Source organism: Streptomyces sp. NPDC050625 (genome assembly GCF_040654755.1).
Classification (GTDB): domain Bacteria; phylum Actinomycetota; class Actinomycetes; order Streptomycetales; family Streptomycetaceae; genus Streptomyces.
Window position 1 is genome coordinate 17,787 of record NZ_JBFAIQ010000040.1, and the last position, 20,141, is coordinate 37,927.

General features: G+C 69.5%; 18 protein-coding genes and 3 pseudogenes. 7 read left to right on the forward strand and 14 right to left on the reverse strand.

What is annotated here, in order from left to right; genetic code table 11:
- Positions 1 to 177: 177 nt before the first annotated feature.
- From AB0I54_RS42525 to AB0I54_RS42570, 10 genes are read right to left on the reverse strand one after another with little or no spacing between them, the layout of a single operon-like run.
- Positions 178 to 1,014 (reverse strand): fumarylacetoacetate hydrolase family protein, encoded by an 837-nt coding sequence (locus tag AB0I54_RS42525; protein ID WP_363301736.1) that lies wholly within the window; start codon positions 1,012 to 1,014, stop codon positions 178 to 180.
- Positions 1,011 to 2,645 carry an FAD-dependent monooxygenase gene (locus AB0I54_RS42530; RefSeq protein ID WP_363301737.1) on the reverse strand — a complete coding sequence of 545 codons (1,635 nt, stop codon included), beginning with the start codon at positions 2,643 to 2,645 and terminating at the stop codon, positions 1,011 to 1,013. The genes AB0I54_RS42525 and AB0I54_RS42530 overlap by 4 nt, the downstream gene beginning before the upstream one ends.
- A complete protein-coding gene (locus AB0I54_RS42535; RefSeq protein WP_363301738.1) occupies positions 2,642 to 4,630 on the reverse strand; it encodes an NAD(P)/FAD-dependent oxidoreductase in 1,989 nt (662 codons plus the stop codon). The genes AB0I54_RS42530 and AB0I54_RS42535 overlap by 4 nt, the downstream gene beginning before the upstream one ends.
- A gap of 43 nt (positions 4,631 to 4,673) precedes the next feature.
- Positions 4,674 to 6,287 (reverse strand): bifunctional 3-(3-hydroxy-phenyl)propionate/3-hydroxycinnamic acid hydroxylase, encoded by a 1,614-nt coding sequence (locus AB0I54_RS42540; protein WP_363301739.1) that lies wholly within the window; start codon positions 6,285 to 6,287, stop codon positions 4,674 to 4,676.
- On the reverse strand, positions 6,284 to 7,054 hold the full coding sequence (locus AB0I54_RS42545) for an aldolase/citrate lyase family protein (RefSeq protein ID WP_363301740.1): 771 nt from the start codon (positions 7,052 to 7,054) through the stop codon (positions 6,284 to 6,286). The genes AB0I54_RS42540 and AB0I54_RS42545 overlap by 4 nt, the downstream gene beginning before the upstream one ends.
- Positions 7,051 to 7,515: a nuclear transport factor 2 family protein gene (locus AB0I54_RS42550; protein WP_363301741.1), complete on the reverse strand. Its 465-nt coding sequence runs from the start codon at positions 7,513 to 7,515 to the stop codon at positions 7,051 to 7,053. Before AB0I54_RS42550 ends, AB0I54_RS42545 begins: the two co-directional genes overlap by 4 nt.
- Positions 7,516 to 7,517: 2 nt before the next feature.
- Positions 7,518 to 8,312 (reverse strand): fumarylacetoacetate hydrolase family protein, encoded by a 795-nt coding sequence (locus AB0I54_RS42555; protein WP_363301742.1) that lies wholly within the window; start codon positions 8,310 to 8,312, stop codon positions 7,518 to 7,520.
- A gap of 13 nt (positions 8,313 to 8,325) precedes the next feature.
- Positions 8,326 to 9,210 carry an alpha/beta fold hydrolase gene (locus AB0I54_RS42560; RefSeq protein ID WP_363301743.1) on the reverse strand — a complete coding sequence of 295 codons (885 nt, stop codon included), beginning with the start codon at positions 9,208 to 9,210 and terminating at the stop codon, positions 8,326 to 8,328.
- Positions 9,207 to 10,142, reverse strand: coding sequence for a 3-carboxyethylcatechol 2,3-dioxygenase (locus tag AB0I54_RS42565; RefSeq protein ID WP_363301744.1), 936 nt, complete (start codon positions 10,140 to 10,142; stop codon positions 9,207 to 9,209). Before AB0I54_RS42565 ends, AB0I54_RS42560 begins: the two co-directional genes overlap by 4 nt.
- Positions 10,143 to 10,195: 53 nt before the next feature.
- The gene (locus AB0I54_RS42570) at positions 10,196 to 11,554 is read right to left on the reverse strand and encodes an MFS transporter (protein WP_363301745.1); all 1,359 of its coding nucleotides are present in this window, start codon (positions 11,552 to 11,554) and stop codon (positions 10,196 to 10,198) included.
- 211 nt (positions 11,555 to 11,765) lie between these two features.
- On the opposite strand from AB0I54_RS42570, the gene AB0I54_RS42575 reads away from it, so the two are divergent.
- Together AB0I54_RS42575 and AB0I54_RS42580 are read left to right on the forward strand one after the other, a co-directional pair.
- Positions 11,766 to 12,401, forward strand: a complete 636-nt coding sequence (locus AB0I54_RS42575) for a TetR family transcriptional regulator (protein WP_363301746.1) — start codon at positions 11,766 to 11,768, stop codon at positions 12,399 to 12,401.
- Entirely contained in the window at positions 12,394 to 13,122 is a 729-nt protein-coding gene (locus AB0I54_RS42580; protein ID WP_363301747.1) for an SDR family oxidoreductase, read from the forward strand. The genes AB0I54_RS42575 and AB0I54_RS42580 overlap by 8 nt, the downstream gene beginning before the upstream one ends.
- 149 nt (positions 13,123 to 13,271) lie before the next feature.
- On the opposite strand, the pseudogene AB0I54_RS42585 reads toward AB0I54_RS42580, so the two are convergent.
- Positions 13,272 to 13,409 (reverse strand): annotated as a pseudogene (locus AB0I54_RS42585) (DNA-binding protein); the annotation flags it as partial.
- 122 nt (positions 13,410 to 13,531) lie between these two features.
- On the opposite strand from AB0I54_RS42585, the pseudogene AB0I54_RS42590 reads away from it, so the two are divergent.
- A pseudogene (locus tag AB0I54_RS42590) lies at positions 13,532 to 13,767 on the forward strand (hypothetical protein); the annotation flags it as partial.
- A 324-nt stretch (positions 13,768 to 14,091) separates the two neighbouring features.
- Here AB0I54_RS42590 and AB0I54_RS42595 read toward each other — a convergent pair.
- Both AB0I54_RS42595 and AB0I54_RS42600 read right to left on the reverse strand, forming a co-directional pair.
- A complete protein-coding gene (locus AB0I54_RS42595; protein WP_363301748.1) occupies positions 14,092 to 14,943 on the reverse strand; it encodes an SDR family oxidoreductase in 852 nt (283 codons plus the stop codon).
- A 26-nt stretch (positions 14,944 to 14,969) separates the two neighbouring features.
- Positions 14,970 to 15,683: an SDR family NAD(P)-dependent oxidoreductase gene (locus AB0I54_RS42600; RefSeq protein ID WP_363301749.1), complete on the reverse strand. Its 714-nt coding sequence runs from the start codon at positions 15,681 to 15,683 to the stop codon at positions 14,970 to 14,972.
- 110 nt (positions 15,684 to 15,793) lie between these two features.
- On the opposite strand from AB0I54_RS42600, the gene AB0I54_RS42605 reads away from it, so the two are divergent.
- A complete protein-coding gene (locus tag AB0I54_RS42605; RefSeq protein WP_363301750.1) occupies positions 15,794 to 16,660 on the forward strand; it encodes a helix-turn-helix domain-containing protein in 867 nt (288 codons plus the stop codon).
- Between the two features lie 58 nt (positions 16,661 to 16,718).
- A pseudogene (locus AB0I54_RS42610) lies at positions 16,719 to 17,006 on the forward strand (transposase family protein); the annotation flags it as partial.
- A 92-nt stretch (positions 17,007 to 17,098) separates the two neighbouring features.
- On the opposite strand, the gene AB0I54_RS42615 reads toward AB0I54_RS42610, so the two are convergent.
- Positions 17,099 to 17,713, reverse strand: a complete 615-nt coding sequence (locus tag AB0I54_RS42615) for a cysteine hydrolase (protein ID WP_363301751.1) — start codon at positions 17,711 to 17,713, stop codon at positions 17,099 to 17,101.
- Between the two features lie 112 nt (positions 17,714 to 17,825).
- On the opposite strand from AB0I54_RS42615, the gene AB0I54_RS42620 reads away from it, so the two are divergent.
- Together AB0I54_RS42620 and AB0I54_RS42625 are read left to right on the forward strand one after the other, a co-directional pair.
- A complete protein-coding gene (locus AB0I54_RS42620; protein WP_363301752.1) occupies positions 17,826 to 18,527 on the forward strand; it encodes an FCD domain-containing protein in 702 nt (233 codons plus the stop codon).
- The gene (locus AB0I54_RS42625; protein WP_363301753.1) at positions 18,524 to 19,894 is read left to right on the forward strand and encodes an FAD-linked oxidase C-terminal domain-containing protein; all 1,371 of its coding nucleotides are present in this window, start codon (positions 18,524 to 18,526) and stop codon (positions 19,892 to 19,894) included. The genes AB0I54_RS42620 and AB0I54_RS42625 overlap by 4 nt, the downstream gene beginning before the upstream one ends.
- Positions 19,895 to 20,141: the final 247 nt, after the last annotated feature.

The window sequence follows — 20,141 nt, forward strand, 5'->3', positions numbered from 1 at the left end:
ACGAAGTGACCGGCTGGGCCTACACCACTGCCGGCATCACACCCACACCACAGGTCAAAGCAGATACTTCCCTGCGCTGCACCGGCTCCGCGCAGTCCGTCAACGCGTGGCTGGTTGGCAGGCGTTGATTAGCGCCTGCGGTCGATTCAACAAGTCAGACACTCCCCCCTACGCCGGTCAGGAGACGTCGCGGACGGTGTTGCGAAGCGTCCCGAGCTTGCTGACCTCGACTTCGACGACGTCACCGTCGACGATGAATCCCGGCGGCTCCATGAAGAGCCCGACACCGCCCGGCGTGCCGGTGACGATGACGTCGCCGGGGGAGAGCGGCGTGAACGCGGTGACGTACTCGATGATCGACGGAATATCGTTGATCAGGTCGGCGACCTTGCCGCGCTGGCGTACCTCACCGTTGACCCGGGTCGTAAGCTCGAGTTCGGTGACATCGCCGACCTCGTCGGCGGTTACCAGACAAGGACCGAAGCCACCGGTCCCCGGCCAGGTCTTGCCAGGCAGCCACTGACTGGCGGCACGCTGCCAATCGCGCACCGAGAAGTCGTTGTACACGGCATAGCCGGCGACGTGGTCGTAGGCCTCGGCCTTGGAGACCTGATGTGCGGGCTTGGAGACGACCAGAGCCACCTCGCCCTCGTAGTCGAACTGCGCTGAGTTCGCCGGCTTGAGGGCGTCCTCGCCATGCCCCATCTGGCTGTCGGCGTAGCGGGCGAAGACGACCGGGGCTTGAGGAGCCGCCTTGCCGATCTCCTCCTGGTGGGTGTGGTAGTTGACCCCGATGCAGATGATCTTGCCGGGCTCCGGGATGACCGGAGCGAGCCGCACATCACTGAGCGCCACTGGGTGATCGGTGTAGTGCGCCAAGGAATCGAGGGCGTCGGCTGCGATGGCCTCAGCGAGCGAAGGTGCCGTCGGGGTCGCGTCATAGACGGTCTCGGCGTCGAGACGCCCCCAGGCGATGCTGTGGTCGGCGCGGTAGTAGCTGACGAACTTGCTCATCGGGTGATCCTGTTCAGTGGTGGGCGAGAGTGCGGGATTCCGGAGTACGGATCAGTCCGTCGGGAGCGATCATCGATGAAGGCGCGGAGGCGTTCGACGACGCGTTGCTCGCCGGCAGAGTCGAATACCGCCGCGACGTAGCGGTCGGGGCGTACCGCGACGAAGACCGGAAGGGCGCCGGCGCCGGGGGTGAGCACCGCGGTGGTCTCGGTGACCATGCCGTCGATCGGCTCGCCGCCCGGTGCGCGGACGCACAGCCGGTTCGCGCCGATTGCGTCCCAGTACGCATCGACCGCCGCGTCGGGCGGACCTCCGATCTGCAGCAGCGCCCACCCGCGCCCGAGGTGGGCGTCGAGTCCGCGTTCGGCACCGGTGGCGTCGCGTACGACCGGTTGGCTCAGGGCGCGGCCGACGGTCACGGTGTCGAGGGTGACGCCGTGGGCCGGGACGGCGACTCCGGCGGTGTAGTCGGGTGGTGTGATGAAGCGCATGTTGGCGAGGAAGTCGCGTACGCGGGGGATCAGGCTGACCGTGCGGACGACGGTGTCGCGCACGCGCGTGACCACCGGGTGGGTCGCCATGACGACTGCGCCGATGCGGCGCGAGACCGTCACCATCGCGGCTCCGTGGGTGCGGCGCTCGACCTCGTACGAGTCCAGCAGCCGCTCGGTCGCGCCGCCGGTGGTCGCCTCGATCAGCTTCCAGGTGAGGTTGGTCGCGTCGCGGATACCGGCGTTCAGGCCCTGGCCCGCGAACGGCGGCATCAGGTGTGCGGCGTCACCGACGAGGAACGTGCGCCCCGCACGGTACGTCCGCGCGACACGCTGGTGCGCGATGTACACGACCGCGCGGCGCACGTCATCCGGCGTCAGCTCGGCCCGGAAGCGCGGCACGACCAGCTCGCGGATCCGCTCCGGCGTCGTCATCGCATCGGGGTCCTCGTCGTCGAAGAGCATGAACTCGATCCGCAGGCGTCCCTTGACGCCGGGCACGAGCACGTACGGCCGCTCCCCGTCGCCGTGGAATTCGGCGAACGGGTCCCGCGCGCGCGGCTCGTTGTGCAGATCGACGACGATCCACCGCTGCGGTTGGGTGGTGCCGGCCAGATCGATCCCGACCGCGCGGCGTGTGAAGCTGCGTCCGCCGTCGGCGCCGATCAGCCAGTCGGCGGTCAGAGTCTGCGTCTTCTCTCCGATCGTCACGGTCACGCTGATCCCGTCGCTGTCCTGCGAGATCGCGGTCGCCTCGGCGTCGCGCAGGAACTCGAGCCCCTCGTGCGCGACTGCTCGCTCCCACAGCAGCCGCTCCAGGATCGGCTGGTCGAACTGGGTCTTGGCGGGATGCCCCAGCCGCGACGCGACCGGCCTCGCCTCGAGCAGGAGGCGGTCCCCGAGCCCGAAGTAGCGACTGCCGGTGTCAAGCAGGGACTCGGCCTTGAGCGCGTCGGCCACACCGAGCCGCTCAAGGGTGCGGAACGACTCGTCCTGGAGGCTGATCGCGCGAGGCAGGTCGCCCGGCTCGGTCTCCTTCTCCACGAGGGTCGTACGCACCCCCGCATCGGCGAGCAGGAGAGCGGCGACGAGCCCGATCGGACCGGCACCCACGACGAGCACGTCACGCCGCGCGGTCACGACGTCGCCTCCGGTCGTGGGCGGAGCGTGAAGTCGGTGTCGAAGTCGGCGCCCCGGGTCAGCTTCCAGTACTCGAGATGGCTGTACGGCCATACCTGCGAGACCCGGCCGCGGGAGTTCTTGTACCAGGTATGTACCTGCGGCTGCCCCCATGCACGCTCGGCGTTGCCCTGGTCGATCCACGTGAGGAAGCGGTCCAGGGTCTTCTGCCCGACCTCGATCGACGCCGCCTCGCGGCGCAGCATCTGATGGATCGCCTCGATGGTGAACTCGACCCCGCACTCGATCATGAAGTGGAACTGGCCGTGCACCACGTAGTTGGTGTTGGGCCCCTGGATGAGGAAGAGGTTCGGGAAGCCGGGCACGCAGATGCCGGCCCAGGCCGTCGCGTCGCCGTCCCAGTGCTCCTTGAGCGTCCGCCCGGACGGCCCGGTGACCACGATCGGGTCGAGGTAGTCGGACGCCTTGAACCCGGTCGCGTAGATCACGGCGTCCACCGGGTGCCGCTCGCCGTCGGAGGTGACGATGCCGTCGGCGGTGAACCGCTCGATCGGTGAGGTGACGAGTTCGGCGTGCTCCCGGTGCAGTGCGCGCGCCCACACGCCGTTGTCGCGGAGCATGCGCTTGCCGCCGGGTGGATACGCGGGCACGACGACGTCGAGCATGTCGGGCCGGTCCGCCCACTGCTCGCGCATGATCGCGGTGAGTGCCTCGCGCACCCGCAGGTTGGTCGCGGACACGGAGTCGGTGCGGTCCCACCGCGGATCGACCTCGACGGTGTGCAGCCGTCCCGTACGCGCGCCCCAGAACGCCTGGAAGCGGAACCACTGCCCGTAGTGCGGGACGTGCTCGCTGAGCCAGGCCAGGGCCGGCGGTGTCGGGTCGTGGTAGTTCGGGGCGGGAACCGTCCACGGTCCCGACCGCTGGAAGACATCGAGGTGGGCGACGCGGTCGATGATGCTCGGGACGATCTGGTAGGCGCTGGCGCCGGTGCCGACCACCGCGACGCGCTTCCCGGTCAGGTCCACGTCGTGGTCCCACCGCGCGGAGTGCATCCGCACGCCGCGGAAGTCGTCCTGTCCGGGGATCTCCGGGATGTTCGGCTTCTCCAGCTGCCCGGTCGCGGCGACGACGGCGTGGAAGCGCCGGCACTGCTCGACACCGTCGCGCCGTACGACGACCTCCCAGGTGGCCGACGCCTCGTCCCAGGTCATCGAGACGACCTCGGTGTCGAACTCGATGTGCTCGCGCAGCTTGGCGCGATCGACGATCTCGACGGCGTACGACTCGATCTCCGCGCCCTCGGCGTACGCGTCGGGCCAGTCGGCCCGCTGCGCGAAGGAGAAACTGTAGCCGAAGGTCGGGGTGTCCAGACGTACGCCGGGATAGGTGTTGGCCCACCAGGTGCCGCCGACCTCGGGGTGCTTCTCGAACGCGACGAACCGTACGCCCGCCTGCTTGAGCCGGTACATCGCCGCGATGCCGCTCATCCCGGTGCCGATGACCGCGACCTCGAAGTCGCGCTCGGGTGCGACCTCGTCGACGTGCCAGGCCGGTGCTCCCGGACGCCGTGCGACCAGGTCCAGCTCGTGCATCATCAGGGCCGCGTCCTCGGCGCTCGCCCCGCCCGTGATGAAGTCGACGACGGTGCGCGCCTCCTCGGGCTCCAGCAGACGGGGCCGGGTGAGCCCCTCGTCGCGCACCCGTTTGAGCGCGGACAGCGCGAGTTCACGCGCCCGCGCCTGCGCGGTGGCGCTCATGCCGCCGTGCGCGGGCGGGGTCGTGTCGACGGGCGGCAGCGGGGGGCGCAGCTCCGCCGGGATCAGCGTGTGATCGCCGGTCAGCGCCGCCAGCGCCGTGAGCAGCGACGGCAGGTCGGCCTCCGCGACGATGCGTTCGAGGAAGGCGTCGTCCTGCGTGATGGGCGTGTACTCGTCGCGCCAGTACACGTCGTCGATCCGGTCGACCTCGCTCGGGTCGGTCATCAGCCCTCCGTCGTGTTCGGGGTTCTCTCGGGGACATGCCGGATCACGCGACGCAGGCGGCCTCGAAGACCTTGCCGAGCACGTCGTCGAGTTCCTGGGCGAGGCACTCGGCGGCGATCACATGGTCGGGGCGGACGACGACGGCGCCGACGGGGCGGGCGTCGAACCAGGCCTGCAGGCTCGACTCGCCGCCGAGGTCGCCGACGACGGTGACGCCGGCGGTGGCCTGCTTGCGGGCCCACGGCAGCTGCGCCTTCGGCACGACCTGCACGAGGCGGGCGCCGAGGCGGTCGAGCACGGCGAGCCGCTCCGCCGACAGGAAGGCCGCCGGGTCGTTGTTCCAGGTGATCACCCGCCAGCCCTGCCCGGTGGCGTCGTCGAGCAGCATCTGCACGCCGTCCGCGTCGGTGGCCTGCGGCTGCGGGAAGATCGAGCCGGCGAGCCGCGGTACGTCGCGGGCCGGCAGCGTCTTGAACTCCGGCAGCGGTGTGTGCACCACGACGCCCCGGTCGAACTTCGGCTGGGGCTTGAACGCCTGCCGCTTTTGCGCCTCCCGCTCCTCGGGGGTGCGGTTGGCGGCGATCCGGTCGCGCTCGGCGGCCTTGACCGGATCGTGGTCGGTCATCTCCTTCGCCATGCCGAGGGAGACGGCCACCATCTGCGTGACGTGGCCGAGCCGTTCGGTCTCGTACGTGTCCAGCAGACCGTCGGCCGACAGGCCCTTGACGACGGTGGCCAGCTTCCAGCCGAGGTTGAAGGCGTCACGGATCCCCGAGTTCCAGCCCTGGCCGCCGACGACCGGCATGACATGGGCGGCGTCGCCGGCGAGGAAGATCCGCCCGTGCCGGAAACGCCCCGCGATACGGGCGTGGTGCCGGTAGACGCGCCGCCGGATGATGTCGAGCTTGGCCGGGTCCGGCACGTGCGGTGCCAGCAGGCCGAAGATGTACGCGTCGTCGTCGACGACGTCGGCGGTCTCGTCCTCGAAGAGCGTGAACTCCCAGCGCCGGATGCCGTGCGGCAGCGCGATGGAGGCATAGCTGCGGGCCGGGTCGCCGCCGAAGACGGCGTGCGGTGTGCCGATCGGGTCGTTGGCGACGTCGATCACGATGCCGTCGCTGGGCCGTGTCTCGCCCTCGAAGGAGATGCCCAGGCGCTTGCGGGTGGGGGAGGCCCCGCCCTCGGCGGCGACCACGTACCGCGCCCGCACCGTGCCGCCGTCCGCGAGGGTGGCGAGCACGCCGTCCGCGTCCTCGACCAGGTCGGTGACCTCGGTACCGAACCGTGCGGTGGCGTTCGGGAAGCGTTCCAGGCCGGCGAGCAGCACCTGGTCGACCAGTGGCTGCACGAAGCCGTTGCGCCGCGGCCAGCCGAACTCGCGCGTCGTCGGGTTCACTTCGGAGAGGATCATGCGGTCCCCGTTGACCATGTAGATCTTCTGGTCGGGGATCGTGTGCGGAAGCACCTCCTCGACCAGGCCCGCGGTCTGCATCGCGCGCAGGGCCTCGTCGTCGATGCCCACGGCCCGCGGGTAGTCGATGAGTTCGTGCTCCCGCTCGACGACCAGGACGTCGACGCCCTGCTGTCCGAGCAGGTTGGCCAGGGTCAGGCCGACGGGGCCCGCACCGACGACGAGGACGTCGCAAGCGGTGGTCATGAGTTGCTCCCAGTGGATCGTGCCGAGCCCAGCGCGGCGATGGTGTCGCCGAACGCGCGGTTCAGCAGGACGAGATCGATGCCGAGGCCCACGTAGTCGACGAGGTCGTCGGCGAACAGGCCGGCCGCGTACGCCGGTTGGCCGGAGTAGATGCCGAGGGTGACGCCGTGCGCGGTCGTCACCTCGCGCAGGTACGCGATCGCCTCGCGTACGGGGCCGTCCTCCCAGTCGCCGCGTCCGGGCAGACCGTGGGAGACGGCCAGGTCGGCCGGCCCGATGTAGACCGAGTCCAGGCCCGGCGTCGAGATGATCTCCTCTGCACGGTCGACGCCGGCCTTCGTCTCGATCTGGGCGATGGCGGACACCGCCTGGTTGCCGGCCTCGGTGTACACGTCACCCGGGTAGAGCGCCGGCCTGGAGGGACCCAGGCTGCGGCCCCCGAGGGGCGGGTACTTGGTGGCGGCGACCAGGGCCTCGGTCTGGGACCGGGACTCGACGGTGGGCGCGACGATGCCGCGGGCCCCGCTGTCTAGCAGCCGCAGGATGGGGCCGGGATCGAGGGAGCCCACGCGCGCGTATGTGTAGGCGTTGTCCCGCGGAATCGAGCGCAGGATCCCGCAGGCCGTCTCCAGTCCCAGCTCGCCGTGCTGGAGGTCGAGGATCACCCCGTCGTATCCGGCTGCCGCCGCCCATTCGGGCATCGCGAAGGACGGGAGCGACTGGTGGAACAGGACGGGACCGGCGCCGCCTGGCGCTGACTGCTTCACCGTGCCGTCCCTTCCCGACCGGCCAGCCGTGCGGCGTGCGCCGCGGCCGCATTGCCGCCGAAGACCGGCACGATCTCGCGGCGGGCGAACCGCCACTGACCGTCGACCTTGCGGTACCGCTCGCGGAACTCGCCGACCGAGGCGGGCTGCGTCTGCGGCTCGTTGGTGTCGCGGAACGTCAGGTACTGCACCGTTCCCTCGACCTCGTCGCCGTCCCACACCAGGCGGATCCCGCCGATGAAGTGCCGTCCGACGATGTCGGTCTGCTGGGCGCGCCTGGCACCCCATGCCTTCATGGCCTCGCGGTCCATGTCACCCATGGGGCCGACGGACACGCCGTCCTCGGTGTACAGCTCCCAGGTGGTGTCCGCCCGGTTGTGGTCGAGGCGGTACAGCATCTCGGCGACGAGCTGCTCGATCTCGACGCGGGTGACGGCGTCGACGGGGCGGTAGTCGCTCATGTTCAGCCTTTCGAATCCGCGGTCGCGACGACGCGACCGAGTCCGGTGATGGTGGCGACGCACTCGACGTCGGCGGGCCACGGCTCGATGTAGCCGATGGACCCGGACAGCAGCACCTCGCCGGCGCGCAGCGGCTCGCCGGTGCGGATCGCCGTCTCGGCCAGCCAGATCACCGCGTTGACGGGGTCCTCCAGCACGTTGCTGCCGACGCCCCGGGTGATCTCGGTGCCGCCGCCGGTGATGACCATCTCCACCTCGGTCAGGTCGACTTCGCCGTACGGGTGCCGCTCCTCGCCGAGGACGACTCCGCTGCATCCGGCGTTGTCGGCGATGGTGTCGACGATCTGCCCGACCGACCCGTCGTAGCGGAAGTCGACGACCTCGAACGCGGGGGTCACGTAGTCGATGGCGGCCTCGACGGCCTCGCGGGTGGCGGTGAGGATGTCGCTCTTGAGCACGAACGCGACCTCGGCCTCGATCAGCAGGCGGTTGTACCGGGACAGCGGCAGGCGAGTCCCCGAGGGGTGCACCATGTCGTCGTGGATGACGCCGTAGTCGGGCTCGGAGATACCCACCCGCGCCTGTACCAGAGGATTGGTCAGACCAACCTTCCGGCCCACCCGCCGCACGCCCAGCTCGCGTTCGCGCAGGGCGGCGAACTCGGCGGAGATGGCGTAGGCCGCGTCGAGATCGCGCTCGGGCAGCCGGGGGCTCACGTACGGCACGGTGTACACATCGCGCTTGGCCTCGAACAGCTCGCGCGCGATCCGGTTGATGGTCTCCTGGGTGACGCTCACGGCGGTCCTTTCGTCAGGCATGTTTCTTCAGGAAGGCGACCGCCGCGGCGTTGAACTCCGCGGCTCCCTCCCACTGCGGCCAGTGCGCGGCACCGCGGATCAGCAGGAACTCGCCGTCCGGGAGCAGCCCGCACAGGCGCTCGCCCTCGGCCTCGTCGCCGGTCGGCTCGTTGTCGGTCCACACCATCAGGGCCGGGACCGGGACCGCCGCGAAGTCGTCGTCCGTCACCCGGTTTCGCCACCGCCGCTCCGGCTCCCGCAGGGCGGACACGTACTCCATGCTGAAACCGTCGCGGGCGTAGATCGCCTGGCGGACGCGCACCAGCTCGTCGGTGATCTTCTCCGGATCGTGGATGACGACCTGGAGACGCTTCTTGACGTTGTCGAAGGTCGGCTCGCTCACCGCCTGGGTGCTCACCGACTGCGTCCTGTCCAGCTGCGGTTCGCCGATCATCCGCCCGCCAGGTGCGGACAGGATCACCGTGCGCAGCCGCTCGGGGTGCTTCGGCGCGAACTTCAGGGCGAGCCAGCCGCCGAGCGACTCACCGGCGAGGTGCACGCGCTCGAGTTCCAGTGCGTCCAGCAGCGCGAGCAGGTGCTCCTCGTAGTCGCGGATCTCCAGGGGGTGGTCGGACAGCGAGGTGTACCCGTGGCCGGGGTAGTCGTAGCCGATCACCCGGAAGCCCGCCTCGACGAGCGCGCGGACGTTCTGCGTCCACGCCTCGATGTGACCGCTGGTGCCGTTGGCGAGGACCACCGTCTGCGCGTCGGGGCCCGCTCCGGTGAAGTCGAGGACACGGGTGCGGTAGCCGCCCGCGTCCACGTACCGCAGCGTGTGCTCCAGGTCCGCGATCTCCTCCCAGAAGGTCGCGAAGCGCGTCTCTCCCGCCCGGCTCATACGGTCACCGCCGCCTGGATCGCGAAGCCGGCGCCCCACTTCTCGACCGGCCAGTAGTGGTCGACGCAAAGGCGGTACGGGCCGGCGGTCGACAGCGCCGCGTACGCGGCGATCCAGCTGCGCATCTCGTGCGCGGCCGAGCCGCCCTCCGCCATGAACCAGCCGTTCTCCCAGCCGTCGACCGTGCTCAGGTCGCCGGAGCGGAGCACATCGAGTACGAGGGTGTCCCACTCCTCGTTCAGCGGGTCGCTCGGCGCCTTGCCGTCGGCGATCGCCTGGATGCCCTTGACGATCATCTGCTCACGCTCGTGCCGCTCCTCGGGCGAGGGGGCGTAGGCGACCAGGCGCTCGTGCACGGTGTCGGGGGCGCCGTCCCAGCGGGGGATCGGCGGGCTGTGGGAGATGCCTCCCGAGGCGAGGAACAGCACCTTCTTGTCCATCGCCCGGGCGGCCCGGCCGAACGCCTCGCCCATCAGCCGCACCCGCCGCATCGGCGACAGCGGCAGGCCGATCGCGTTCACGAACACCGGCACGATCGGCTGCGTGAAGTTCTTCCCGAACACGAAGTCGAGGGGCTGGACCACGCCGTGGTCGACCGTCATCCGCTCGCTGCGCCCGATGTCGATGCCCTCGCCCAGCACTGCCGTGTGGAAGGCCCGGGCGGCCTTGCCGTCGACGGGGAGCGGTCCCGCGGTGGTGCCGTAGTCACCGATGCCCTCGGCGACCGCGCCGATCACCCACGGGGTGATCAGGGAGTAGAGCTGGCCGTTGAAGTGGTCGGGCCCGAAGACCACGACCAGGTCGGGGTCGTAGTCGGCGACGAACCCCCTGACCTCGTCGATGGCGGCATTGATCTCGGCGAACGTCTCCCCGCCCGGGTCGACATTGCCGAAGGACGGCGCATGGGAGAGCGCTGCGACGGCCAGCGGCATGGGGTAACTCTCTTTCTCGGAAGTGGCGGATTGCCCGTGGTGGTGAACGGCTGCTACGCGGACGTGCCGGTGAGCACGCGCGGCGCTGCCTCGGGTGTGTCGGAGCGGCGCAGGCCCACGTGCAGGGCCAGGACGCAGATGCCGGCGAGGAGCATGGGCAGCGCGAAGAGGGTGAAGGCCGTCCCCATCCCCATGCCGGCGTCGAAGGCCGCGCCGCCGACGATCGGCGCCGCGATGCCGCCGAACCGGCCGACGCCGATGACGACACCGAAACCGGTCGAGCGGGCCAGCGTCGGGTACAGCGTCGGGACGATCGCGTAGAAGGCGGCGGTGCCCGCGCAGACGAAGAACGACGCCGTAAACAGGGTCCACCAGGCGGTCGGCATCCCCGGTCCCGCGATGCCGAACAGCGACAGGGTGGCGGTGGCCAGGACCAGGAAGACCGGGGTGAGGAGGCGGACGTTGAGCTTGCCGCCGAGGTAGCCGAAGAGGACGTTGCCGAGGATGCCGCCGACGCTGAAGGCGGTGACGAGCTGCGGGGCGAGCGCCGGGTTGTGATGGGCGTCCGCGACGGCGCTCGGTGCCCAGTTCGTCATGAAGTAGAAACTGAGCATGTACGCGACGTACCCGACGATCATCAGCAGCGTGTAGAAGCCGGTCCGGCCGGTGAACACGGTGCGCAGCGTGCCCTTCGCCCTGACGCTCGTCGAGTCCGACTCCGGGAGCGCTTCGAGTGCGGGGCGGTTCATCTTCGTCCGGAGCGCGTTGAGCCGCCGCAGCGAGTCGGGGCGCCGGCCCTCGGAGAGCCAGGCGAGCGATTCGGGGAGGAAGGCGAACGTGGCGATCGCGGCGATCGCGCTCAGGGCGAACCCGACCCACCAGCCGAACTGCCAGCCGCGCGCACCCAGCATCGGCCCCACGATCAGTGAGCCGAGCAGCCCGCCGATGTTGATCGCGGCGGCGTATATGGCCATCACCAGGGAGTACACACGCTTGCCCGTGTACTCGGCGAGGATGACGCCGACCACGGCCACCAGGGAGCCGATGCCGACGCCGGTGACGATGCGGCTGACGACGAGGGGGCCGGTCCCGGTCTCCGGCGTGGCGAACGGGCCGATGAGCATGCCGATCGCGATGGTGACCGTGGAGATGACGCCCATCTTGCGTCGGCCGATGCGGTCGGCGATCGGCGCGACGAAGATCGAGCCGATGAGCATGCCGATCAGGGCTCCGGACATGACGAGTCCGAGCTGGGCCTTCGAGACCCCGAAGCCCTGTCCGATGTACGGGGCGGCGAACGAGGTGAGCGAGACGTCGTAGCCATCGAGCACGACAAGGGCGATCGCGATGACGACTGCGCGGATCTGAAGTCCGCTCATCTTCCCTTGAACGACTTCGTCGGTGACCTTCATGTGCGGCCTCTCTGAGTCGAGATTCGCGCGGACCGGCGACATTGCCGCCCGCGGAGTCGGGGGACCGCATCCCGGGCCGCGGTCGCCACCAAAATCTAGAATCTAGGTTCTAGGTTCTAGATGGGGGTTACAGTGACTGGCGACCACGGTCGGCGTCAAGAGCCGATGTGAGATTTGGTAGAACTGCAGTCCGAAGCAGCAAGGGGGATTCATGGCCGCCAAACGGAAGGCCCACCGGGCTTCCGAGGAGTCCAAGCGGGCGATTCTCGAGGCCGTGCTCTCACGGGCGGTCGAGGCCGGGTACGAGGGCACCACCATGGCCGACGTCGCACGCGCGTCCGGTCTGCCGATCGGATCCGTCTACTGGCACTTCCAGAACAAGGAGCAGCTCTTCGTCGAGCTGCTCGACTACTGCTTCGAGGTGTGGAAGCAGGCCAACACGTCCGTCGGCGGCATGCGCGACCTGCTGCGGCACAGCATCAGCGAGTCGGCCGCGGCCTCCGCGAGCCTGGCCGAGCCGGCCGCCGCGTTCTGGAGCATCGGCCTCGTCTTCGCGTTCGAGCGGCGCCTGGAGGACAACCTCGCGCGGCAGCGGTACCTCGCCATCCGCAAGGAGATGTTCGAGTTCGTCTCCGCCCGGCTGCGGGCCTCGTTCCCGGAGGTACCGGACGAGGTCGCGGATGAGCTGGTGTACGACATGGCTGTCATGGGGCGAGCGCTCACCGACGGCTTCCGCGTGGCCGCGGCCGCCGGCGACGACACCGACTTCGCCCGGTACGCCGAGCTGGCCGCCGACGCCATGGAGTCCCTGGTCGCCACCCGCCTGAAGGAGTACGCGCATGACTGAGATCCCCTCGTCCGAGTCCGAGAAGGTCGCCATCGTCGTCGGCGGCGGATCCGGAATCGGCGCCGCGTGCGTGCGGGAGTTCGCCGCGAACGGCTACCGGGTGGTCGCGATGTCGCCGTCGGGCCGGGCCCGAGCCCTGGCCGAATCGCTCGGTGGTGTTGGCCTGGACGGCTCGAACACCAGCGTGGAGGACCTTCGGGCATGCGTCGACCTCGCCGTTTCGCGGTACGGCCGGGTCGACGCGGTCGTCAACAGCAGCGGTCACGCGGCACGCGGCCCGGTGCTCGAGATCACGGACGAGCAATGGTCCGAGGGCGTCGACCTCTACCTGCTGAACGTCGTGCGCATGGCCCGCCTCGTGACGCCCCACCTGGTCGCCTCCGGCGGCGGCGCGATCGTGAACATCTCCACCGCGGGCGTCTTCGAGCCCGGCCCGATGTTCCCCGTGTCGGTGACGATGCGAGCGGCGCTGGCCTCCTTCACCAAGCTGTACGCCAACGAGTACGGCCCGCAGGGCATCCGGATGAACAACGTCCTCACCGGGCTGACCAAGGACGACCCCGGTGTGGTCCCGGCCGAGTGGACGAGCGGCATCCCGCTGCGCCGAGCGCAGAGTACCGCGGAGGCCGCTCGGATCGTACGCTTCCTGGCGGGCGAGGAGTCGGCCTATATGACCGGACAGAACATCCGCGTTGACGGTGGAGAGACCAAGTCGGTCTGAGGCCCATCGGCAGGCTATCTGCCCCCGTACCTGTATGCCGTCTGGGCTGGGCGGCGGGTTTCGATGGCGCGGTGCGCGGCTCGGTGTGCCTAGCGGGGAGGCGACCGCCCGGGCAGGCACCGTGCCCCCTTGTCCATGCTGGAGATGCGGGCGTACTTGTGGCCGTGCAGGCCGATCGTGGCGAGCAATTTGCTCGCCTGCCGGGCGATGACCTCGCTCGGCGAGACGATGTCGACGCGTGAGACGACGAAGTCGAACTGGACCTGGCGGACTCGCGGATCCCGTGCCGGTTCCCTCCGCTGCGGCTCTCCCCGGGTGTATCCGCGCGCGTAAAGGTGGTCGGACGGACGGGACCGTGCCGTACGTCGAGGTGTCGTGCGTGGATGCCGCAGGCAGGCAGGCGTCGGCGGTGTCCCCTGCTGGTCCGTGCGATGGTCAGGTTCGCGGAGTGGTTCCGGTACGGCTGTTTCTGTGGTCGAGAGGTTCGGGCCCTTTCCCAGGCTGGTACTGATCGGCGACGACTGGCAGCACGTCGGCTTCGAGTCGTGGTTGGAGCGGCACCGTCTCGTGCTCATGGACTTCGATCCCGCCGTGGTGCAGATCGCCTCCCAGCCGTTCTGGCTGGACTGGCACGACGGTTCCCGTTGATCGCCGAGACGGCCGATGCCTCCTCAAGTTGAGCGTTGTGGCCGGCGAGCGTGCTGATCTCGCCCTGAGGCGCGAGCTCTCGCTGCCCGAATCGGCCGAGACGCCGCAGCCCAACCCGCCCGGGGCCATGAAAATGCGTGTGGTTTCGCCCGTTTCCTAGACGCGACCGCAGGACGGGACCTGCGGCCGCCTCGGGCTTGGAGGGTAAGGCGACAGGACTGGGCTAGTCACAGCCACCTGTGTGGTGTCGAGGCCCGCAATACGATTCTGGCGTGAAGTGCTGACCTCGGTGGCTGGGTGCCTGGTCCACGGGAGCTTGAATCAGCGCAAGGCGTCGGCGTTGCGTTCGCACCAGGCGCGGAACGTCCCGGGTGCCCGGCCCGTGAGGTTCTGCACGTCGTCTGTGACGTAGGCGGAGCGCCCCTTGCGGAACACCGTGTTCAGGTACTCCAGTGCCTGCGCTTGCTCGGCGGGTACGCCGTTGGCGATCTGCGTCTGGGCGAACTCGCGCGGAGTGATGTCCTGGAACTCGATGGTCCGGCCGGTCACCTCAGCGATCATGGCCACCTGCTCGCGAGAGGTGAGCGCTTCAGGCCCGGTCAGGGTGTAGCCCTTGCCGACGTGCCCGTCCTCGGTGAGCACGACGGCGGCGCAGCGGGCGATGTCCTCGGGGTCGATGACCGCCAGGCGGCCCTCCCCGGTGGGGTCGACGACCTTGCCGGCGCGGATGCCGTCCAGCCACCACAGGGCATTGGACGCGAAGCCGTTGGGGCGCAGATAGGTGACGTCGAGCCCGGAGGCGCGCAGGAGGTCCTCGCGCGCCGCGAGGGCTCCGCCGATGACGGGATTGTCGCTGATCGGCATCAGCCGTGCACCGACCGAGGACAGCAGGACGATCCTGGTGTTGCCGGCGTTGCGCACGGCGTCGATCACGATCTGGGTCTGCTGGGTCCCGCTGCCCACCTGCATGAGGAAGACAGCGTCCACGCCCTTGACGGCGGTGGCCACGTCATCGGGGTTGTCGAGATCGCCGACGACGCGTTCGATCCCGGCCGGCAGGGCGGCCGCTCGGGCGGGGTCGCGCACGAGCACCCGGACGGGGTGACCCTGTTCGTGCAGCTGCCGCGCGAGCGGGCCGCCGACGTTGCCTGTGGCTCCGGTGATGAGATACATGTGCGTTCCTTTCGGGGTGGTGGTGATTACCAGGGCAGTTCGCCGTCGCGATCGGCGAAGGTGCCCGTCGGGCCGCCGGGTGCGCTGAGGGCGAAAGCGACAATGGCGTCGGTGCCGTCGTGGACCGAGTGGCCCTGACCGCCGCTGAGGTCGGTGGCGGTCATTCCGGGGTCCGCAGTGTTGACGCGGATGTGCGGCAGCAGCCGTGCGTACCGGGCGGTGAGCATGTTGATCGCCGCCTTCGCTGCGCCGTAGAGCGGAGAGCCGAAGCGCGATTCGATCCGGCTCTCGTCGTGGAAGAGGCCGAACGATCCCAGGCCACTGCTGACGTTGACGATGCGGGGGTCCGTGGAGCGTCCGAGCAGCGGCAGGAACGCGTGGATCATGCGGACGTAGCCGACGACGTTGGTCAGCAACACCGTCGTGGCATCGTCCGCGGTGTAGTCCTTGGCTTCGACCAGGGGACCGGTGATGCCCGCGTTGTTGATCAGCACATCGAGGTGGCCGTCGGTCTGCTCGACAATTACTGCGCCATGATCGACCGACGCATCAGAGGTCACGTCCAGTTCGAGGAACTGTGCGCCGACCTCGTCGGCGGCCCTCTTGCCCAGTTCGGGGTTACGGGCGGTGAGGTAGACACGGTAGCCCGCCTCGACCAGACGCCGCGCCGTCTCCAGGCCGATGCCCTTGTTGGCGCCCGTGACCAGCGCGACGGGGGCGCCTGCAGTGGGGGTGTTCATCCCTGGCTTCCTTCCTCTCGCAGCCAGATCGAGTCTGGGCCGCGAGAGCGGGGGCATCGTGGCCCTCATCGGGCCACCCAGCAGCCGGCGGCGCGTCGAACAATGAAGCGGTGAGCACCGACAATGCAGCTGTGAACGAAGGACCGGATCTGGCGACGTTGTTGCGCTCCTGGCGTGCCCGTCTCCAGCCGCAAGACGTGGGCCTGCCCTTTAGACCGGGCACGCGCAAGACCGCGGGACTGCGCCGCGAAGAGGTCGCCTGGCTCGCCGGCGTCTCACCCGACTACGTCAAACGCCTCGAACAAGGCCGCGCGCACCCCAGCCTGGCCATCCTGCGCGCGCTCGCACGAACGCTGCGCCTGTCGGAGGCCGAATACGAACTGGCCTGCCGCCTGGCGGGACACGCCGCCCAATCGGGCGGACTGGTGCCGCAGCACATCGGCCCCGGCGTGCAGCGCCTGCTCGACCGCCTGACCGACACCCCGATCGCCGTCTTCGACGCGGCCTGGACCCTCATCCAGCACAATGATCCGTGGGCCGCGCTGACCGGCGACGACTGGCGCGGCGGCCGGTCGGCGAACATCGTGTGGCGAGCCTTCCACAACGACACGGGGCGCGTGCGACACCCGCACCCGGACGAGCACAAGGCATCGCTCATCGCCGACCTGCGCGACACCGCAGCGCGCTATCCGGCCGACCGGGAACTGACGGACATGATCGGCACGCTGCGGAGATCGAGCCCCGAATTCGCGCGCCTGTGGGAAGGCTCCACCGTCGCGCACCACAATAGCGAACGGAAGACCGTCGACCATCCACACGTCGGCGAAGTCGAACTCGACTGCGACGTGCTGTCGGTACACGGCGCCGACCTGCGCATCGTCGTCTACACAGCTGCACCCGGCAGCGAAGCAGCCCACAAGCTCCAACTGCTGACCGTCCTCGGCACCCAGAACATGACCCCGCCGCCACTGCCCTAACGAGTTGGTGCGTGATAGTGGGTGAAGCGTTGCCGCTGGTGGGTGGCATGATCCGCTTGTGGCGATCACGGTCAATCGGACGGTCCTGGCACATCGGCTGTTCACGGGGATCTCGCGGCGTCATCTGGCGTGCCTGATCGAGGAGTTGGCTCAGCCGTGGCAGGCCGGTGTCGAAGGTCGCCGTCACGAGGCACGGGGAAGGCCGAGGAGGCGGGCTGCGGGAGCCGGAGCCCGACATCAGCTGGTCTTCGTCGACCGAATGGTGGCCACCCTCATCCACCTGCGGCACGATCTCCCGCGCTCGGTGCTGGGGCTGCTGTTCGGTGTCGACCGCTCCACCATCACCCGCCACCGCCTGGAGCGGGGCCGCCGGTGGGCCTCGTGTCGTTGGCTCCAGGCGATGTCAACTGCTGGCGCACCAGGGCGCCGACGGAGGGACTACAGGGCGGCGATGACGTCGGCAGAGGTCATCGGCAGCGAAAACATCGGGAAGTCGTAGGAGATGGCGTTGTCGTGCTCCTCCTGCGAGGTGGCGGCGACGCAGTCGGTCAGGGTGATCACCCGGAAGCCGTGCTCGTAGCCGGTGCGCATGGTCGACTCCACGCAGCAGTTGGTGAGGAAGCCGCCGAGGATGATCGTGTCGATGCCCTTGCTGCGAAGGATGAAATCGAGGTTCGTGCTGGCGAAGGTGTCGAGCCCGCGCTTGCCCTCGATGACGATGTCCCCATTCGCTGGAGTCAGCTCGTCGACGATGGCCGCGCCCCACGTGTCCTTCACGAACGCCTTCCCGTCCACCACGCCCTTGAGGATGCCGTAGGGGTGTCGGGTCAGCTCGCCGTAGCCTTCCGCGAACGTGATGGGCGCGTGCATGATCGACACTCCGGCCCGCCGGGCGGTGCCGACCACGGCGATGGTGTTGGCAAGCATGCCGGTGCGCTGCATGACGTCGGCGACCGCCCCGTGCAGCACGCCGCCGTCGCTGGTGAACTCGTTCTGGTACTCGATGAGCACGATCGCGGTCTTGGCCGGGTCGAGCTCGAGCTTGTCGGTCATGGCGCCACCTGATTTCCGCGTCTTTGAGGCCAGGGCCTCTGTGTCCTGAGGCACAGCGAGAAGCACGATAGCTGTTTGTCCGACAAGCAGACAAGAAGCTATCGTGTGCCGCATGACGATCTCTCCGGTATCGCGCGTGCCTCTGAGTCTGGACGTGGCTCAGCGCCTGCGGGCGGCCGTCCTCGACGGCACCTTCCCCGCCGACACCGAGCTGCCCACAGAGACCGAACTCGCCCAGTCCTTCGGTGTCGGGCGGTCCACCATCCGCGAGGCACTCAGGGTGTTGCAGGCGCACGGTCTGATCAGCGGCGCGGATACCGTCTCCACCGCGCGTCCGCGCGTCACCCACGAGCGCACGGCGGGTGCGGCGGGCCTGGCGCTGAGCACGGCGTTGCAAGTCGGCGCGATCCCGCTGGGCGACCTGGTGGCGCTGCGCATGCTGCTGGAGGCGGAGGCGATACGGCAGACCACCTCTGTGCCCGATGCTGCTCGGTCCTGCCTGGTGACCATGGCAGCAGCGGTGGAGAACACCGACATCCATACCTTCCACGCCGCTGACGTGGACTTCCACGTGCAACTCGCCTACGCCGGCGGTAATCAGGCGCTGGGGTTCGTCATCGGCGTGCTGCGCGACTGCATTGCCGGCTACCTGCTCGACGCGCTCGCCGCGGTGACCGATCGGGGCACGGTGCTCGCACGTCTGCTGGCCGAGCACCAGGCGATCGTCGACGCGCTGGACGCGGGCGAGTCCGACCTGGCCGCCGAGCTGGTCGTGGCTCACGTCCGCGGCTTCTACGAGCCGGAGACACCGTGACCGAGGTTGTCGCGGACGTCGCCGCCGCCCTCGCTGCCGCGCTCCCGGGCCGGGTGGTCACCGACCGGGACGCGATGGAGGCCTACCGCCGTGACCAGTGCCTGTTGGCTCCCGCGGGGCTCCCGGCGGCGGTGGTACGTGCCCGCTCGACCGATGACGTGATCGCCACACTGTGCACTGCCGGCGACCATCGCGCCCCGGTGGTGACGCGGGGGGCCGGCACCGGGCTGGCTGGCGCGGCCAATGCGATCGACGGTTGCGTCGTACTCTCGGTCGCCGCGATGGACCGGATCCTGGCCCTTGACGTGGCCGGCCGGACGGCAACCGTCGAGGCGGGCGTGGTCACCGGCGATCTCGACGCCCGCGCCCGCGAGCACGGCCTGTGGTATCCGCCGGACCCAGGCAGCAAGGCGATCTCCACCATCGGCGGCAACCTGGCGACCAACGCAGGCGGCATGTGCTGCGCCAAGTATGGGGTCACCGCTGACCATGTCGCCGCGCTGACGGCCGTACTCGCCGATGGCCGCGTGATTCGTACCGGTCCGCCGACGCGCAAGAACGTCACCGGGCTCGACCTCACCCGACTCCTCGTCGGCTCCGAAGGCACCCTCGCGGTGATCGTGGACGCCACCGTGCGACTGCGACCGTTCCCGACGGCCACCGCGACCGCAGTGGCGGCGTTCCCGACACCCCAACATGCAGTCGACACCGTGCTGCACATCGCGGCGGTCGCCGACCCAACGGCCGTGGAGCTGATGGACCGCACCTGCATTCGCGCCGTCAATCGCCTGACACACATGGGGTTGGACGAGGCGGCCGGGGCCCTCCTGCTCATCCAGTGTGACGGGCCGTCCGCCGATCAGGAAGCCGCCACCTGTGCCAGGCTGGCTGAAGCCGGCGGCGCCACCGAGGTGCTGCACACCGCCGACCCGACGGAAGGCGAGATGTTCATGCAGGCAAGACGAACGGTGTACCCGGCGCTGGAGAGATTGGGCACCACGCTGCTCGACGACGTCGGCGTCACGGTCCAGGACCTTCCCCGATTGCTTTGCGCGATCGAGCGAACTGCTGCCGACCACGGCGTGGTGGTCGGCACCTTCGGCCACGCCGCCGACGGCAACCTGCATCCGACCATCGTCTACGACGCCACCGACCGCGACGCTGCAGATCGTGCCCGTGCCGCGTTCGACGACATCGTGGCCGCCGCGCTCGCGCTCGGCGGCACGATCAGCGGCGAGCACGGCGTGGGCTCGCTCAAGACGCCCTACCTCGACGCGCAACTCGCTCCCGCCGAGCGGGAGCTGATGACCGGCATCAAGGCCGTCTTCGACCCCGAGGGCATCCTCAACCCGGGTCGCGCGTATTAGAGGTCTTTCAAACATCGGCCCTGTCTCGCTCCCGGTGGTGACGGAGCGGCGCTGGTGTCCTCGTTGCCGTCCGTGCACGCGTACGCAGGTCTGGCCCACGCACGGCTGCCGTCACACGATTGGGGAGTGGGTGCCCGGGGTGCTTGAGCGGTATCAGCGGAGGCCGAGGTTGTCCAGCAACTGGCTTTCACGGAAGACGGCGGTCGCCTGAACCGCACTTGGCCACGGCCCGACCGGGCCTTGCTCA

Excerpts from the sequence above, each read along its gene's own strand:
- AB0I54_RS42525 (WP_363301736.1), bottom strand. The coding sequence starts at position 1,014 with ATGAGCAAGTTCGTCAGCTACTACCGCGCCGACCACAGCATCGCCTGG.
- AB0I54_RS42535 (WP_363301738.1), bottom strand. The coding sequence starts at position 4,630 with ATGACCGACCCGAGCGAGGTCGACCGGATCGACGACGTGTACTGGCGC.
- AB0I54_RS42540 (WP_363301739.1), bottom strand. The coding sequence starts at position 6,287 with ATGACCACCGCTTGCGACGTCCTCGTCGTCGGTGCGGGCCCCGTCGGC.
- AB0I54_RS42550 (WP_363301741.1), bottom strand. The coding sequence starts at position 7,515 with ATGAGCGACTACCGCCCCGTCGACGCCGTCACCCGCGTCGAGATCGAG.
- AB0I54_RS42560 (WP_363301743.1), bottom strand. The coding sequence starts at position 9,210 with ATGAGCCGGGCGGGAGAGACGCGCTTCGCGACCTTCTGGGAGGAGATC.
- AB0I54_RS42565 (WP_363301744.1), bottom strand. The coding sequence starts at position 10,142 with ATGCCGCTGGCCGTCGCAGCGCTCTCCCATGCGCCGTCCTTCGGCAAT.
- AB0I54_RS42570 (WP_363301745.1), bottom strand. The coding sequence starts at position 11,554 with ATGAAGGTCACCGACGAAGTCGTTCAAGGGAAGATGAGCGGACTTCAG.
- AB0I54_RS42575 (WP_363301746.1), top strand. The coding sequence starts at position 11,766 with ATGGCCGCCAAACGGAAGGCCCACCGGGCTTCCGAGGAGTCCAAGCGG.
- AB0I54_RS42580 (WP_363301747.1), top strand. The coding sequence starts at position 12,394 with ATGACTGAGATCCCCTCGTCCGAGTCCGAGAAGGTCGCCATCGTCGTC.
- AB0I54_RS42595 (WP_363301748.1), bottom strand. The coding sequence starts at position 14,943 with ATGTATCTCATCACCGGAGCCACAGGCAACGTCGGCGGCCCGCTCGCG.
- AB0I54_RS42600 (WP_363301749.1), bottom strand. The coding sequence starts at position 15,683 with ATGAACACCCCCACTGCAGGCGCCCCCGTCGCGCTGGTCACGGGCGCC.
- AB0I54_RS42615 (WP_363301751.1), bottom strand. The coding sequence starts at position 17,713 with ATGACCGACAAGCTCGAGCTCGACCCGGCCAAGACCGCGATCGTGCTC.
- AB0I54_RS42620 (WP_363301752.1), top strand. The coding sequence starts at position 17,826 with ATGACGATCTCTCCGGTATCGCGCGTGCCTCTGAGTCTGGACGTGGCT.